The organism is Neobacillus sp. OS1-2, assembly GCF_030915505.1.
Classification (GTDB): Bacteria; Bacillota; Bacilli; order Bacillales; family Cytobacillaceae; genus Neobacillus.
Map to the genome: position 1 here is coordinate 4,680,001 of NZ_CP133265.1, position 15,675 is coordinate 4,695,675.

Here is a 15,675-nt window from a genome sequence, read left to right on the forward strand (position 1 = left end):
CTCAAGTCCCCCAGTTTCCAATGACCCTCCACGGTTGAGCCGTGGGCTTTCACATCAGACTTAAAGGACCGCCTGCGCGCGCTTTACGCCCAATAATTCCGGACAACGCTTGCCACCTACGTATTACCGCGGCTGCTGGCACGTAGTTAGCCGTGGCTTTCTGGTTAGGTACCGTCAAGGTACCGGCAGTTACTCCGGTACTTGTTCTTCCCTAACAACAGAGCTTTACGACCCGAAGGCCTTCATCGCTCACGCGGCGTTGCTCCATCAGACTTTCGTCCATTGTGGAAGATTCCCTACTGCTGCCTCCCGTAGGAGTCTGGGCCGTGTCTCAGTCCCAGTGTGGCCGATCACCCTCTCAGGTCGGCTACGCATCGTCGCCTTGGTGAGCCGTTACCTCACCAACTAGCTAATGCGCCGCGGGCCCATCTGTAAGTGACAGCCGAAACCGTCTTTCAGCATTTCCTCATGAGAGAAAATGGATTATCCGGTATTAGCACCGGTTTCCCGGTGTTATCCCAGTCTTACAGGCAGGTTGCCCACGTGTTACTCACCCGTCCGCCGCTCACCCTAGGGAGCAAGCTCCCAAAGATCCGCTCGACTTGCATGTATTAGGCACGCCGCCAGCGTTCGTCCTGAGCCAGGATCAAACTCTCCAAGAAAGTTGATTAGCTCATTTGTTACGTTGGCTTAGTTTCATATATATTGAAACTAAAAAATATTGTTTGTTGACGTTTTTGTTTGTTTAGTTTTCAAAGAACAATACTGAATTTTATAATATTCTGTCTACTAATCTAGCGACATTTATTATAGTAACATAATATTTTTTCGATGTCAACTATTGTTTAATTGTTTTAGTGAACTAAAACTAATATCTCAACAGCGACATTAACTATCATACTACCTTTTTATTCGTTCGTCAATCATGTAATTTAAAATTTTTATAAGCATTATAAATCTACCTTCCTTACCTTTGCTAAGTGTCACAAACATTTCGCTGGTCAATCTCTTTTTTTCCTTATACACTCTACATGGATACATGACTTTTCAACTATCAATGGAACAATCGAGGTGCATGAAAGTGAAACAAACTGTGATACAAACTATTGCAGTAACTTTTTTTTCTATCGTTATGGCTTACGCACTCAATACCTTTCTTATTCCGCATCAAGTATTAACCGGAGGAATTGCCGGGGTAGCGATCATCTTACATAATTATTTACCTATAAATACCGGTTGGATCATCCTTGCTATTAATCTTCCATTATTTATCGTGGGTTATTATTATTTAGGGAAAAAATTTATGTTTTTAACCGTTTATTCTGTGATCCTCCTCTCCATTTCAATGAAGATTATTCCTGTCAACGCCTTTAACGATGACATTTTGCTATCAAGTGTGTTTGGCGGTGTCCTATTCGGATTGAGTGTTGGGGCAAATATCCGTGTGGGTGCATCAGCCGGAGGAGTGGATATTATTAGTTTAATTTTAGCCAAGAAAAAGGATATGTCTGTTGGCTTTATAATCACTTGCTTAAATTATTCAATTGTCCTAGTTTCCGCTCTTGTATTTGGGGTTGATAAGACACTTTATACTCTTTTTGCGATATTTGCTTCCGGAAAGGCCGTTGATACGGTTCATACGAACCACATGAAGTTAACAGTAACCATCGTGACAGAAAAATGGAGGGAAGTAAGTGAAGCCTTACTTCAATTGCATCCGCGTGGAATTACGATGACCGATGCCGAGGGGGTTTATTCCCATCACCCCAAAAAAGTTTTAACAACCGTTATAACAAAATATGAATTAGCGGAAACGAAAGAAACGATTAAGAAACATGACTCCGCGGCATTTGTCCATATTACAAGGGCAATAGAAGTGATGGGTAAATTTCGGAGAGATTAAAAGGTTTAGAACATTTTTTTCTAGGAAAAGCTACTGTAGTAAAACATTTTTGAAAGGAGTTGCTGCTACAGTGAGCATGTATTCACGGAAAAAAGAAGAGGATGATTTTGTTACTCCTTTGGAACAAGAGCAGGTAGATAATTCTAGTCAAAATGACAAAATAGCAGAGTTCGATGAATATGGGACTGCCCTAAACGATATTTAATAACCAAAAAAACAGATTGCCATATGAGAATCCCCTCAAATGGCAATCTGTTTTTTTTACCGTTTGATTGCTTTTAAAACAACAGCCTCTCCTTGAAAAGAATTCACTTGATCCGCCTCGAAAACAACTCTAAATTTATTTTTGATTTTCTCAGATGCACCTTTCATATATTCCGCTAATTTTTCCTTTTCGTCTTGTGATAGATTCATCCGATTACACCATGGATCAAAATGGAAGGTCTTTTCGAAACGATGCCATTCAAAAATTTCAAAACCGGCTAGTTCTAGCATGCGAAGCCACTCACTTTTCTTCCAGGCGCGGAAATGACTATAATCCCGCCATTTTTCGATTGTATTATAAAATTGATCGAAATGATCTTCTTCTGGAACGACATTATCGTCGAGTAAAAATTGACCATCGGGTTTAAGAACACGATGTACTTCTTCAATGAACCTTTCTACATTAGGAAAATGATGCGGGGCAATCCTGCAGGTTACCATATCAAATGCTTCATTAGAAAATGGGAGATTCTCCGCATCACCATGAACAAACTCAACATTTTGATGCCCGTTCCCTTTAATAAACTTTTCCGCAACAGCTAAAATTTCAGGTGTTAAATCAACAGCGGTTACCTTTTTTACATACGGTGCAAAGGCATTTGCAGTATGACCGCCACCGGTTGCAATATCCAGCAGCTTTTCTTCCCCATTAATCGAGGCCATTTCCAAGAGCTTCCCCAAGTCTTTTCCATCTTTATGAATGGTACTGGTTACATATGAATCAGCACTTTTTCCGAATTGCTTTTGTACATTCTTTTTAAAATCCATGTTTCATCCCCCCGAAATTCCTTTATACCATCATTGTATTGCACTATGGTTATAAAGAAAATGACAGGTAATTTATGAATTTCAATAAGAAAAAGTTATTGAGTCAGTTTATTTAACTTCAAGCACGATCGGGCAATGGTCACTGCCCATTACATTGCAATGAATATCAGCAGATAGTAGGTTCTCACGTAATGCTTCAGACACGATAAAATAATCAATCCGCCAGCCGATATTCCGTTCACGGACCTTCATCATATAAGACCACCATGTATAGGCACCCTCTTGATTTGGATATAAGTGGCGATAGCTATCCACAAATCCCGCTGAAAGTAAGTCTGTCATCTTTCCCCGTTCCTCATCTGTAAATCCAGAGTTCCCCACATTGGTTTTTGCATTCCTTAGGTCTATCTCTTGATGGGCAACATTTAAATCCCCGCAAAAAATGACAGGCTTTAGTTTATCTAATTCCTGCAAGTGTTCCAGAATTCGATTCTCCCATTCAAGTCGATAACCGATTCTAGCTAAATCTCTTTGTGAATTAGGGGTATAGACATTCACCAAAAAAAACTGGTCATACTCTAAGGTAAGAATTCGGCCTTCCTCTTCACTCTCATCGGTTCCTAGCCCATATCGAACAGAAAGCGGCTCCTTCTTGGTAAATACAGCCGTACCGGAGTAGCCCTTCTTTATCGCATAGTTCCAGTATTGGTGATATCCATCAAGCTCAAGACTAATTTGACCCTCTTGCAATTTTGTTTCCTGCACACAGAAGATATCTGCGTCAACATCCTGAAAATAATCTAAGAATCCTTTTTTCACACAAGCCCTAAGGCCATTTACATTCCAAGAAACTAGTTTCATTTTACTGCCTTCCCCCTTGCTCGTTACTATTTTTATATGTATGGATAGGAGACATTTTACCAGTTTGGAACTATAAGGGGAAGTAATCCGTTTAAATCATAAAAAAAGACAGCCTTAACTGCCTTTTTCTCATGGAACCAGTTGTTTTCAATCAATTTTTCAGCAAATAGCTTTGAAACCGGGACAATTTTAATCTTTCGTTTTTGAAATTCATCCATTGATTGAAAAATGCCTACCGAACAAACCTTTCCAGTTACTCCTACATGACCAATGGCAATTCCTTGACCCATAAATTCTGCTATCCTTGCTAGTCTGGACATTTGTTTTCTGGTATATGCTGAGGAAGCGATGTCGACTAAAAATACATCTCTTTTTAACAATGGGACTCCCATTTCCAATGCTAATTCAGGGAATTTACTTTCCGGACTTGTCCCACTATCAACGATATAAAGTCCCCTTTCCTTAGCCACCTCTACGATCACCCTGACGATTTTTTCATCATCAACTGCACGTGAGCCCATGTGATTATTAAGACCAACAGCATAGGGAACACTTTTAATTGCCTCTTCTACTCGTTTCCTTACTTCTTTTGGAGGGAGATCAACAGTTATCGGCTTGGGCCCAAGCCATGACTTTTTGCCTTTTTTCGGTTCCATTGGTAAATGTATCATGACTTCGAAACCATTTTGATGTGCCCATTCAGCATGTGCTTTGGAATTCTGCGTAAAAGGCATAACTGCGGCTGTGATCGGAATATTTCCTTCTAAAAAATCCCGCACTCCTCCAGTACCGCCGCCAAAATCATCGATGATAATAGCGGCCTTCAGTTCTTTGGTTTCCTTTTTATCCTCCGCGGCATTTGTTTGGAGTGGTAAAAATAAAAATGTGGAAAGTACTAGGGCAAACTTTTTCATATTTACCTCCAATAGTAAAGTGTGAAATTAACTTGCCCGTATTCATTTAGTTTGATTCTACACAAAGGGAGAGCTATTCATTAGCTCTCCCTGATTTTACTATTCTTCGTCAAATACCTTAACTTCGACCATTTTGTCGCCATTTCTCATTGCTTTTGCTGCTTCAAGTCCGGAAGTAACCTGACCAAAGACGGTATGAACACCGTTTAGGTGCGGCTGTGATTCGTGCACGATAAAGAACTGGCTTCCACCTGTGTCTTTACCCGCATGTGCCATTGATAATGCACCAGGGATATGTTTGTGTGGGTTCCCTTCCGTCTCACATTTGATTGTGTACCCAGGTCCACCAGTTCCACGGCCTTCAGGGCAGCCCCCTTGGCTTACAAAACCAGGAATAACACGGTGGAAGGTTAATCCATCGTAGAAACCTTTTTTAATCAATGTTTCAAAATTCTCTACAGTTCCCGGTGCTTCATTTGGAAATAAATCAAACTCAATTTTCTCGCCGTTCTCCATTAATATGTATCCTTTTTTGGTCACTTGAAAACACTCCTTTATGTAAAAATCATTTTTATCATACACTTTTCTCTAAAGAAAAGAAAGTTTAGACACCTCAAAAACTTCCTTTAACGAATCATATTCCCCGTATCATTGTGATATAATAGAGATACCCCTTCCGCACATTCGCTTGTTGCGGGACACTTAACCACTGTACGGACGGAAGGGGTCCTCTGGTGTCACTTTTGTGGCATCACGGAAGCCGGGGCAATTGCCCCGGCTTTTTGGTTTAACTATTTTGCTTCCCCCCCTGTCAAAAAACAGTGTAATAATGGTTAAGAACAGCAAATACCCAAAAAATGTATACATATGATGCCAGCTATCAGCATGGACAAACAACCCCAATACTTCTGATAATTTTTCAAAAATCGGCATCAACAAGCTGGCAAAAAGAATGATTCCCCCTTCCCCCATTTATTTACCTGCGAAATAGCGCGTAAAAAGACCAGCACGAGTATCGGAAGGCCTATTAAGGTAAACGAAATATTAATCGAGAATATCTCAGGAAATGGCCTCTTCGGGAACTGGTAGAGTTCTTTACCGACAAAGTATAGATCTAAATAGGTTCCAAGCAAGGAAGCAAGCACGATACTTGCAAGATACTTAAAAGGTAATCGCTTTTTTTGCCAGGGTTGCAAGCTCGAGCCGTTCAAGTGTTTTACAGTATTCATATTTTATCTCCCCATCAATCATTTCATCTTCTTCTGTTAAATAATCGACAACTTGCCAATCTTCAAACCAATCCCCTTTTTCCGCTACATCCTGGCTGACATTTTTCCAGGCATTTTCGAGGGTTGGACTATAAATCTTTCGTGCTCCTTTCCTAAGCTGGCAGGTTTTTAAGCGAAGCTGATAGGGAAAGCCAGGCATTCCTTCATTAACACTATTGAAGATATTCGGCCAGTAATCCTTTCTCGACCCCGTATGCGGCGTGCTTTTCGCCCACTCAAGCACCTGTTTGTGTATTTCCTTGTTTTTAAAAAGAATCGTATACAGTCGTTTTCCCAGTAAAATCCGCTCATGGAGTGATTCAAACTGGTGGAGTGTTTGTCCGCTAAGCTGGTTTTTCCCATATGGAAAAAGGATATGGTTAAAAGAAAGCCAGTCTTGGAGCATAAACTCAAATTTGTTTATGACCTCTTTTTGGTACTGTGGATTTTGTACTACTCGATTTTCGAGGTAGCTCTGTTCATTGATGACCATCGCAATGGTATGGATATAAGTGTCTTGATTTTGCCAAAACTGCTGCCAAATCGTTTCCATAAAGGTTGAAATATTTAAAGCAGTAAATAAGTGAAACAGTGGTTTTCGTTGCCGGATACTTTCCTCATAAAGCAAAAATTGCGGATAAACGTCTTGAAAAATAAGCCAGTTGCCACGCTCCAAAAAATGAAAAAATAAATTCCGATCTTTTTTTGTCATTAGTCTTGTAAGAAATTCGCCCTTTAAATCAGTCATATTCCAGCCGCCGTTTCTTGATACCATATGCCCGAGAAAGGCCCATTGAATTTCCGAATGATGGAGGTAAAAGTCAAGATATGCCTTAGTTCTTGTTACATTGTTAAGATTATGTTCCCTTGTTTTGCTTCTAACCCTCTCAAGCAGCATTTCTTCACCTTTTGTTAATTGGATGGCTGATGGAGACTTTTTACTTTTTTTCTTTAGTTCTTCCGTTATACTTTGGAGTGGCGTTTTCACTCGATTTCGCATAAAAAAAATGGCACATTACCTCCCTTATGAATTCTCCTGCCCTAATGAGAATATGTATAGATGAGAATAGTTTATGGGAGAGGAATGAATGTGAATATGACTGCTGTGAAGGCTGGCATCGATTGGATCATAGGAATGCTTCGAAAAGATCAATCTCCCGACGGCTCATGGGACTATCCATTTGAAACAGGAATATCCACAGATGCTTATATGATCATTTTATTACGGACATTGGAAATAAATGATGAGGAATTAATTCAAGGACTGACGAAGAGGATTTTAAGCAGACAAGGGCAAAATGGTGCTTGGAAACTTTTTTATGATGAGGGCACCGGGAACCTGGCGGCAACAGTTGAGGCCTATTATGCGTTGTTATATTCGGGTTACTATCAGAAAGAAGATACCCCCATGCGGGCTGCAAAAAAATTTATCTTAGCAAATGGCGGTTTAGAGGAAGTTGGCATGTATACAAAGGTGATGCTTTCTTTAACCGGACAGTATAAATGGCCCTCTACTTCTCCGCTGCCTATTGAAGTGGTTCTCCTGCCATTACATTTTCCAATAAACTTTTATTCATTTTCAGTATTTGGCAGGGCCAATCTTGCCCCCATTATGATCATTGCCGATAAAAAATTTACGATGAAAACGGATCGCAGTCCGGACCTGTCACATTTACACTTACATCGGAATGATGTTGATCAATGGTCACGTTCCGACGAATACCGTTCGTTGTTTTCTTTTATCGAAGACGGGGTTACAAATTTACTAGGAATACCAGAACAGCTCCATAAGTTAGCCATTGATCGGGCCAAAAAGTATATGCTAGACCGGATTGAACCGGACGGAACATTCTATAGCTATTACAGCTGTACCTTTTTAATGATTTTTGCGCTATTATCGCTCGGATATGAAAAAACGGATCCCGTTATAACAAGAGCTATAGAAGGGATAAAGTCGATGAAATGTGAAATTAAGGACTTACCCCATATGCAATATACAACAGCCAACCTGTGGAACACGGCGTTAATCGGCTTTGGTTTGCAAACAGCTGGGGTGGCACCTAATGATCCGATGGTTGTCAAGGCGAATCGCTACCTGCTCGAACGGCAGCATCATAAGTTTGGAGACTGGGTGATTCATAATCCGAAAACGATGCCAGGCGGATGGGGTTTCTCTGCTGTGAATACGATTCTCCCGGATGTGGATGACACGACCGCTGCGTTGAGATCTATATCGAGGATCGCGCCCTCTGAATTGCAAGCGTGGGAGCGCGCGATCACATGGGTTCTGTCGATGCAAAATGATGATGGCGGCTGGCCTGCCTTTGAAAGAAAGGCAAATTCTAAATTATTGCAGTTTCTTCCAATTGAAAAAGCAGAGTTTTTATTAGCTGATCCTTCCTGTGCCGATTTAACTGGCCGAACGCTCGAATTTTTCGGTCATTATACCAATTTATCGACTGAGCATACCGCCATAAAAAGAGGAATTCGTTGGCTTTTGAAAGATCAGGAAAAGGACGGCTCCTGGTACGGACGATGGGGAATCTGTTATCTTTACGGGACCTGGGCAGCCATCACGGGGCTGTCGGCCGTTGGTGTTGCGGCGGATCACTCCTCTATCCAAAAAGCTGTTGATTGGTTGAGGAGGATTCAAAACAACGATGGAGGCTGGGGGGAATCTTGCCATAGTGATAGTAAAAAATCGTATGCCCCTCTGAAGGCAAGCACATTAACACATACTGCCTGGGCCATTGATGCTCTGATTACCGTTTCAGAAAAACCGTTACCGGAGATTGAAAAGGGGATTAACTATTTAGCAGGAGCGCTTAAGAATGATGACTGGACGACTGATTATCCAAAGGGACAAGGGATGGCGGGTGGATTTTATATTCATTATCACGGCTATCGGTATATTTTCCCTTTGCTTGCTCTAGTACACTACCGTGAAAAATTTGAAACTAAATAAACATAAGTATGAAGGACTTATCTTTCTTAAAATCCCCCGGTTTGTCCTTCATCCTTCGCGATTATTTAGGAAATTGCTATTTCCCTATATTAGCTCCCCCAACCGCGAATAGATCTCAACCATTTCCTGCAATTTCATCCTAACTAGCCCGCTTGATGACGGTGCGACAAAATCGATTACCCCTGGGACAACTGGCTCGTTCTGCTTCCCCCATGGAACCAGTTTGCGGCCGCTGTATTGCTGGTATACACCCTTCCCCACGAAACAAACCACCTTAGGCTGATAACGCTCGATTTTGTGCCTTAAAACCTCCCTCCCCTCCCTATACTCTTCCTTCGTAATTTCATCCGCTGCCTTTGTCGGTCTTGCCACAATATTAGTAAAACCATATCCAATTTCTAAAAGCTTCGTATCTTCAGCGGCCTCATATTTCCGCGGTGTTAACCCTGCTTCAAATAAAATCCGCCAAAATCGATTGTTTGGGTTGGCATAATAATGGCCCAGTTCACCCGAGCGGATGCTGGGATTAAAGCCAACAAACAAAATGGCTAAATCCTTTTTTAAATGATCACTAATTGGTTCCATTAAAATTCTCCTTAAATCATTCTATTTTTTTATTTTACCCTAACGATTTCAGATTTTTTTCAGATTAGCCGATTAAACTGCTTGTAAATGAACCAAGGAGGGATTTAATTTGAACAAATATTGGAAAAGGGTCATGATCATGCTTGGTATCGTGCTAACAATGTTATCTCTTGGTACAAATGCAATCGCTGATGATGGTCATGATGACGACGACGAAAAACATGAGTATTACCAAAAATTCAGTGAGGACGATGACGATGATGACGATGATTGGGAAGCACCCCAAAATCAAATCATCAACCAGCAGCAGACAGAATTTTGGAATATCTGGTCAAGGGAACCACAAAACAATCCAGATAACCCGTTGCCACTTGGGGAACCGGGCGAACTGACCGTCAGCTTGAACAATAACGAAACCACCATCTACGTCATTCCGCAAGAAGGCCAATTACTTGTTTCAGCCAAGAAGATAGCTGAAGTCTTGGGGGCGGAAAGTCAGCTCTATTCACAAAGTAAAATTTCCGTACTAACGAAGGATGGGCTTGAATTAATTGTCAAAGCAGGGTCCAATGCCGCATTTGAAAACAAGGAAAAAAGCCCGATGCCGATTCAAGCAGCATTCTACGAAAAATCTGTTTATCTTCCTGTTTCCGTTGCGGCAAACGCCCTAGGTTATCGTGTTACATGGGATGGTAACAAGAAAGCATTAATTTTTCAATCTATCTAAAGGAGCGTGAATTAGAATGGCAAAGTCACAAAAATCAAAATGGGTAATTGGCCTAACAGGTACCGCCCTTACTGCGTTTGTTATCAGCCAAGTGGGTACGCATGATCAGGCTCAGAACTCACAGCCCTTCGAAACAACGATTACCAAATCCATGAGCAAACAGGAAAAAGAATTCGTACAACTGGATTGGTCGAATTATGACATTAATGGGATTCATTTTTCAAAAGGTGTTGAGCAAAGTGACCGAAAAACCCGAAGATCTTGATGGATTGGACACGCTATTGATTGCAGCCATGAATACAACTTTTTATTTTGCCGTTACTAGCTGTAAACTGTCAAATTGGAAAGAAGTCATGGAGGGGTGGGTTCGCCACGTTGAAAAAGAATGGTCACGTTTTCGAACTGGGAATGAACTGGGGCGATTAAACCAATTGGAAGTAGGAAGGACGATCACTTTGTCTCCGCCATTTATTGATATTATCCAACGAGCGGAGGAATATCGCCGGAAGACAAATGGCCTCTTTTCACCCTATTTACTACCACAAATGCAATTTCATGGCTATGAAAACTCCTTTCCTTTCGATACCAGCAGGCTCGTCGACAGTGAGATGCCGCCGGTTTATGAAAACGAGATCACACCTTTTCAATTTAGTCCAAACACAAATTCAGTCACACGAATCACAGATGGTCTAGTCGATTTGGGTGGGATTGGAAAGGGATATACCGTTCAGGCCGCTGCCCAATGGTTAAAGCATGTTGGTGAGGCTTCAGCTGGGATGGTTGACGGGGGCGGTGATATTTCGGTATGGTCGGATGGCAGCAAGGAATGGACAATTGGTGTTTCTCATCCATACCACCAGGAAACGGAAATCGCCCAGCTCCGCTTGAAAAATGGAGGGATCGCTACCTCCAATGTGGTTTATCGAAGCTGGAGCCAAGGAGATGAAAAGAAGCATCATATTATAGATGGAAGAACCGGTCTGCCCGCAGATAACGATTATATTCAGGCAACAGTTATTGCTGAAAATTGCCTTGATGCAGAGGTAGGCGCTAAACTGTGCTTGATTGAGAATGATTCAAATATTAAACACCAACTACGTAATCTAGATACCGACTATTCCTTTCTGCTTGTCAATAATCAAGGAAAATTATTCGCTTTCGAAATGGAGGAACCTACCCATGAGTGATTTCTTTTCAGTTTGGACCTTAATTCGTGTGTCCGGTTTTTTAGCGTTTTATTTTATGACACTCTCGCTTGCAATCGGGCTATTTAGTTCATTTTCAATCATGAAGAAAAAGAAAGCACGGTTCTTATCCTATCATCAGACAAGCGGCTGGTATGGGCTCTTAACTATTCTTTTTCATATCCTTTTAATCTGGCAGGATCAGTACGTTCCCTATTCCTTAAGGGAGCTATTCGTCCCTTTTATGGCAAAAAATGAACCATTGTTCTCCGGACTTGGAACCCTTTCGTTTTACTTATTTTTGATCGTAATTGGTTCCTCTGACTTTTTCATCAAAAAAATGGGAGTAAAAAAGTGGAAAAAGATTCACTTTGCCGTTATCCCTGCATGGATTTTTATGCTCGTTCACGGACTGGCAATTGGGACAGATTCATCAGAGCCGTGGGCATTATTGATTTACCTGTTATCCAGTTCCTTTATCCTCGTTCTGCTATTTATGAGGATAGTGGAGTCCATAATGCTTCACCAGCCCATAGGAAGAAATAACACCCACAAATAAAACGACAGCAACCGCTGCCGTTTTATTTGTTTACAGAGAAAATCACCGTAAGGATTGTTCCGCTTCCTACCGTGCTCTCTGCCTGAATGGTTCCACCATGGGCGTTAACAATCGTTTGAGCAATCGAAAGCCCCAGGCCCGAACCTCCCTTTCCCCTTGATAAATCCGCCTGATAAAAACGATCAAAAATATACGGTAGATCATTTCCTGCGATGCCGCAACCCGTGTCTTCTACGGCTAAGAATATTTTAGAATTGATTGCCTTTAATGATAGGGTTACCTTTCCTTCCTTTGTGTAGCGAAAGGCATTATCTAGCAAAATATAAAGCAATTGCTGAATTTTCATCTCATCACAGACTATATAAACATCCTTTTGAATCTTTTGATTAAATTGAATAGGATTAATCATTTTTCTTGAGAATCTAGTATAGACAGAGGCTGCTAACCTTGATAGATTGACTTCTTTCATTTCTAGCATCCATTCTTTTTTGTCACTCCTCGCTAACACGAGGAGATTGTTAATGAGATTGCTCATCAGCATTGCTTCTTTTTTAACATCCTCAAGGACTTCTTGTCCAAATGTACTAAGTCGGTCTTTTTCCTCTCGCATCAACAAATCCACTGAACTATAAAAAATACTGAGCGGCGTCCTCAATTCATGGGAGGCATCGGAAACAAACTTTTCTTGCTTAAGATAGGAATTTTTAATTGGTTTCATCGCTTGACCCGCAAAATAATAGCCAAGGAAAGCAAATAGCAGACTAAAGAACAAGGTTAGGATAAAAAGTGTCCAAGTAATATTTTGAATTAGGTGCTGTTCACCTGTGATATTCATGCCAATAACAACAAAGCCCCGTGAATCCCCATTACTCATGAGTGGTTTCTTCACAAGTAAGAGATGATTTTGTTTCCACTCAGTCCTCCATGTGAAGGACTCTCCTTTTGAAGAGATACCTTTTACAACCCAACTTGAAAGGTCCCGGACTGTTTCCTCCCCGTATACAAGTTCATCCTGCTGATTAAATACAAAGTAGAATATTCTTCGATTCGGATCAAATTTCAGGCCATGATGATCCCTTTCATCAAGATCCTCGATAAAGTCCCATTTTTCTTTATTAAAATAAACTTGTAATTCATCTAGTTCCTTCTCATTGATTTCATGTGAAATCAATAGGTAAAGGACACCGATAAAGAGGAGCAGTAAACAAAGGAGCGATAAGGTATAGAGCAGGGTTAACTTTGTTTTTAGTTGATTAAACATCGTAAGGTCTCACTTTATACCCGATTCCGCGCACATTTTGAATAAAGGAAGGTGCTCCAGGCTGGTCAATCTTTTTTCGTACCAATTTTACCAAAGCATCCAAGGCATTTTCCGATACTTCGGTATCATAGCCCCAAAGTCTTTCAAACAGCACTTCTCTTGTCATGACCTGATGATGATTTCGCATTACTATTTCAATGAACTGGTATTCCTTTTTCGTAAGTTCTATCAAGGAATCATTTCGTTTTAACTCATGAGTGTTTACATTGAGGGTAAATTCTCCGGCGGTTATCAACTCTTCGAGCGGTTTTTCTTTACGGCGGCCTATGGCCCGAATCCGTGCTAATAACTCTGTAAATTCGAAGGGTTTGACAATATAATCATCGGCCCCTGAATCAAGTCCTAAAATGATATCCTCATTGGCATCTTTTGCGGTGACAAATAATATTCCACTTTGAATTCCTTTTTCACGCAGCCGTTTACAAACCGAAAGCCCATTTTCTCCAGGCAGCATCCAGTCCAAAATAACAACGTCATATGTAAAGAAACGGGCATTGTCGTAAGCATCCTTTCCATTTTGCACCCAATCCACCCGATGAAACTCTCCTTGCAGTAAGTGGGTCACCAGCCTTCCGAGTTTAACATCGTCCTCAGCCAGTAATATGTTCACGTTCTCCCCCCTTTTTTATAAAAATTCCTATTACTATTATCATAGCAAGCTTAACTGAAAAAGGAGTGAAAAAACGGTGAACATATCAGTTAGTCATGATATATTTCAATTTTATGAAAGGAAGTAATAATCGTAGCTAGCAGACCGACAATGGAAACTATTAGAAGTGAATATAATAGCCTTGGATCCTTCAGGAGCAATATCCCAGTTAAGATGATGAATGCGTCAATCACCACCATTATCACTCCCACATTCACCTTTGACCATTTTGCAAGTAATAAGGCAAGCAAATCCATGCCTCCGGGGCTTATATGATTTCGAAGCATGACACCAACCCCGATGCCAATCAACACAGCCCCAAAAATCACACTGCTGATAATCGGCAGTTGGACTATTCCATTTAATGGGAGTAGTAATTCAATCATCATTCCCGAAATAATCGCCCCAATCAACCCATTGAAAAAATAAACCGGATCTGATTTATAGGCAAACATGTATACTGGGATATTTAGCAGGATGAATGTTAAGCCCGCCTTAAAGCCCCATATGTAATTCAGAAGGAGGCTAATCCCAAATATTCCCCCATTGATTAAATGAAAGGGAAGGATAAAACCGTTAATGCCAACACCAATCATTGTGCTCCCAAATCCAATAATTGCTAATTTTTTCAACATCCCATCATTCCTTGTCCAAATTCTTTATTACTACGTATATGATAAAAGTCGGTGCTTCATTCGATAGGGATGCATAAAAATAGGCCGCAAATGCAGCGACCTAAGAAAATTAAAAGGTATTAAAAACATTTGCGCATGTTTCGGCAGTTGGCTGATAAAAGCAATGGCTTTTATGCCTTGCCACAAATGGCTGGTTATACCATGTTGCCGGACAATCGCCGGGTGGTTTGAAATACCATAAACTAAATTTCGCCGGCCAGAATCTTTGCCCATCAATTACTTTCCTTGCTAAACGCCTTTCTGATTCCCTGGGCCTTTGATAAAAGTATCCATGTGTTACTGCTTCAAAGGCATGTGGTTGATGAACCATTTGCGGAATGGTTCGCAATCCCTTAAAATCAGAACAGTTGGCGCGAATCCGATTTATTCCTACATTACCGACTAGAAGCATCCCCATTGTTCCTTCCCCTTCAGCTTCTGCCCTAAGTAATCGAGCCAACAGATCAACATCGGACTTCCTTGCCTTCACTACTGCCACTCATGTCACCTCCATACTTGCTGCCTTATATCTTATTCTAGACGTGGTAGGTGTTGACATTGAATTCGAAATATCACATTTTCATCCCACTTTAATGAAGGTACTTTTTCCGGGATGCGAACCTTCTTCGATAGACAAACCTCCTCAAGTCGTCATCCTTTAAATTCCCATCATAAATTAAAAACAGTAACGAGCGAAACTCCGGATACATCTCCATGACGAAAAGGGCGAACTCTTTCCGTTCGCCCTTCAATTTCCGATTAAAATCCTCGCCACTCACAATTTCATTCAGCTTCTTTTCATAAAAAGCTTTTGTATCTTCCCATTTTACCTGCCGTTCTTTTAAAATATCACGGGCATATTCCGGTAATTGATCAATAACCTTGTCGATGTAGCCTTCTGACCACATCACCATTTTATCTTTTTCAGTAAGTTCAAATACCATGCTCATCAGTTGAATGTCGTCTACCTCAGCACTTACTGCATACTTACCTACTTTATTCATTTTTTCACCTCAAGACCAAATTAGGATGG

Annotated in this window: 20 protein-coding genes and 1 rRNA gene (1 of these 21 only partly in view); 7 read left to right on the forward strand and 14 right to left on the reverse strand. The window is 40.9% G+C overall.

Annotated features, from left to right (window positions below):
* Positions 1 to 662: ribosomal RNA gene (locus RCG19_RS23360) — 16S ribosomal RNA — on the reverse strand (it extends 937 nt beyond the left edge of the window).
* A 419-nt stretch (positions 663 to 1,081) separates the two neighbouring features.
* On the opposite strand from RCG19_RS23360, the gene RCG19_RS23365 reads away from it, so the two are divergent.
* Together RCG19_RS23365 and RCG19_RS23370 are read left to right on the forward strand one after the other, a co-directional pair.
* Positions 1,082 to 1,903 (forward strand): YitT family protein, encoded by an 822-nt coding sequence (locus RCG19_RS23365; protein WP_308109140.1) that lies wholly within the window; start codon positions 1,082 to 1,084, stop codon positions 1,901 to 1,903.
* 70 nt (positions 1,904 to 1,973) lie between these two features.
* Positions 1,974 to 2,108, forward strand: coding sequence for a hypothetical protein (locus RCG19_RS23370; protein WP_278187283.1), 135 nt, complete (start codon positions 1,974 to 1,976; stop codon positions 2,106 to 2,108).
* 56 nt (positions 2,109 to 2,164) lie between these two features.
* Here the strand turns inward: RCG19_RS23370 and RCG19_RS23375 are convergent, their stop codons facing one another.
* The 7 genes from RCG19_RS23375 to RCG19_RS23405 all read right to left on the reverse strand — a co-directional run bounded on the left by RCG19_RS23375 (position 2,165) and on the right by RCG19_RS23405 (position 6,978).
* Entirely contained in the window at positions 2,165 to 2,935 is a 771-nt protein-coding gene (locus RCG19_RS23375; RefSeq protein WP_308109141.1) for a class I SAM-dependent methyltransferase, read from the reverse strand.
* Between the two features lie 108 nt (positions 2,936 to 3,043).
* Positions 3,044 to 3,796 carry an exodeoxyribonuclease III gene (locus RCG19_RS23380; protein WP_308109142.1) on the reverse strand — a complete coding sequence of 251 codons (753 nt, stop codon included), beginning with the start codon at positions 3,794 to 3,796 and terminating at the stop codon, positions 3,044 to 3,046.
* Between the two features lie 56 nt (positions 3,797 to 3,852).
* Positions 3,853 to 4,710, reverse strand: coding sequence for a divergent polysaccharide deacetylase family protein (locus tag RCG19_RS23385; protein WP_308109143.1), 858 nt, complete (start codon positions 4,708 to 4,710; stop codon positions 3,853 to 3,855).
* Positions 4,711 to 4,809: 99 nt separating this feature from the next.
* Positions 4,810 to 5,250, reverse strand: a complete 441-nt coding sequence (locus tag RCG19_RS23390) for a peptidylprolyl isomerase (protein WP_308109144.1) — start codon at positions 5,248 to 5,250, stop codon at positions 4,810 to 4,812.
* 162 nt (positions 5,251 to 5,412) lie between these two features.
* Complete coding sequence (locus RCG19_RS23395) at positions 5,413 to 5,682, reverse strand: hypothetical protein (protein WP_308111070.1); 270 nt, start codon at positions 5,680 to 5,682, stop codon at positions 5,413 to 5,415.
* Complete coding sequence (locus tag RCG19_RS23400) at positions 5,643 to 5,939, reverse strand: CBO0543 family protein (protein ID WP_308109145.1); 297 nt, start codon at positions 5,937 to 5,939, stop codon at positions 5,643 to 5,645. Before RCG19_RS23400 ends, RCG19_RS23395 begins: the two co-directional genes overlap by 40 nt.
* The gene (locus RCG19_RS23405; protein ID WP_308109146.1) at positions 5,872 to 6,978 is read right to left on the reverse strand and encodes a DUF2515 family protein; all 1,107 of its coding nucleotides are present in this window, start codon (positions 6,976 to 6,978) and stop codon (positions 5,872 to 5,874) included. Before RCG19_RS23405 ends, RCG19_RS23400 begins: the two co-directional genes overlap by 68 nt.
* A 96-nt stretch (positions 6,979 to 7,074) precedes the next feature.
* Between RCG19_RS23405 and shc the strand changes: the two genes are divergently transcribed.
* Positions 7,075 to 8,943 carry a squalene--hopene cyclase gene (shc, locus tag RCG19_RS23410; RefSeq protein WP_308111062.1) on the forward strand — a complete coding sequence of 623 codons (1,869 nt, stop codon included), beginning with the start codon at positions 7,075 to 7,077 and terminating at the stop codon, positions 8,941 to 8,943.
* Positions 8,944 to 9,027: 84 nt separating this feature from the next.
* On the opposite strand, the gene RCG19_RS23415 is transcribed toward shc, so the two are convergent.
* On the reverse strand, positions 9,028 to 9,528 hold the full coding sequence (locus tag RCG19_RS23415; protein WP_308109147.1) for a mismatch-specific DNA-glycosylase: 501 nt from the start codon (positions 9,526 to 9,528) through the stop codon (positions 9,028 to 9,030).
* Between the two features lie 109 nt (positions 9,529 to 9,637).
* Here RCG19_RS23415 and RCG19_RS23420 point away from each other — a divergent pair, with 109 nt between their 5' ends.
* Genes RCG19_RS23420 through RCG19_RS23435 form a run of 4 tightly spaced genes read left to right on the forward strand, consistent with a single transcriptional unit; the run spans position 9,638 to position 11,998 of the window.
* Positions 9,638 to 10,255, forward strand: coding sequence for a copper amine oxidase N-terminal domain-containing protein (locus tag RCG19_RS23420; protein ID WP_308109148.1), 618 nt, complete (start codon positions 9,638 to 9,640; stop codon positions 10,253 to 10,255).
* A 16-nt stretch (positions 10,256 to 10,271) separates the two neighbouring features.
* Positions 10,272 to 10,520, forward strand: coding sequence for a hypothetical protein (locus RCG19_RS23425; RefSeq protein WP_308109149.1), 249 nt, complete (start codon positions 10,272 to 10,274; stop codon positions 10,518 to 10,520).
* Complete coding sequence (locus tag RCG19_RS23430) at positions 10,495 to 11,442, forward strand: FAD:protein FMN transferase (RefSeq protein WP_308109150.1); 948 nt, start codon at positions 10,495 to 10,497, stop codon at positions 11,440 to 11,442. Before RCG19_RS23425 ends, RCG19_RS23430 begins: the two co-directional genes overlap by 26 nt.
* Entirely contained in the window at positions 11,435 to 11,998 is a 564-nt protein-coding gene (locus RCG19_RS23435) for a ferric reductase-like transmembrane domain-containing protein (RefSeq protein ID WP_308109151.1), read from the forward strand. The genes RCG19_RS23430 and RCG19_RS23435 overlap by 8 nt, the downstream gene beginning before the upstream one ends.
* A 22-nt stretch (positions 11,999 to 12,020) precedes the next feature.
* Here RCG19_RS23435 and RCG19_RS23440 read toward each other — a convergent pair whose 3' ends face one another.
* The 5 genes from RCG19_RS23440 to RCG19_RS23460 all read right to left on the reverse strand — a co-directional run bounded on the left by RCG19_RS23440 (position 12,021) and on the right by RCG19_RS23460 (position 15,646).
* Positions 12,021 to 13,259: a sensor histidine kinase gene (locus RCG19_RS23440; RefSeq protein WP_308109152.1), complete on the reverse strand. Its 1,239-nt coding sequence runs from the start codon at positions 13,257 to 13,259 to the stop codon at positions 12,021 to 12,023.
* The gene (locus RCG19_RS23445) at positions 13,252 to 13,929 is read right to left on the reverse strand and encodes a response regulator transcription factor (protein ID WP_308109153.1); all 678 of its coding nucleotides are present in this window, start codon (positions 13,927 to 13,929) and stop codon (positions 13,252 to 13,254) included. The genes RCG19_RS23440 and RCG19_RS23445 overlap by 8 nt, the downstream gene beginning before the upstream one ends.
* Positions 13,930 to 14,018: 89 nt before the next feature.
* Positions 14,019 to 14,603 (reverse strand): YitT family protein, encoded by a 585-nt coding sequence (locus RCG19_RS23450; protein ID WP_308109154.1) that lies wholly within the window; start codon positions 14,601 to 14,603, stop codon positions 14,019 to 14,021.
* Positions 14,604 to 14,712: 109 nt separating this feature from the next.
* The gene (locus RCG19_RS23455) at positions 14,713 to 15,141 is read right to left on the reverse strand and encodes a cell wall hydrolase (protein ID WP_308109155.1); all 429 of its coding nucleotides are present in this window, start codon (positions 15,139 to 15,141) and stop codon (positions 14,713 to 14,715) included.
* A 91-nt stretch (positions 15,142 to 15,232) separates the two neighbouring features.
* Positions 15,233 to 15,646, reverse strand: a complete 414-nt coding sequence (locus RCG19_RS23460) for a hypothetical protein (RefSeq protein ID WP_308109156.1) — start codon at positions 15,644 to 15,646, stop codon at positions 15,233 to 15,235.
* Between the last annotated feature and the right edge of the window lie 29 nt (positions 15,647 to 15,675).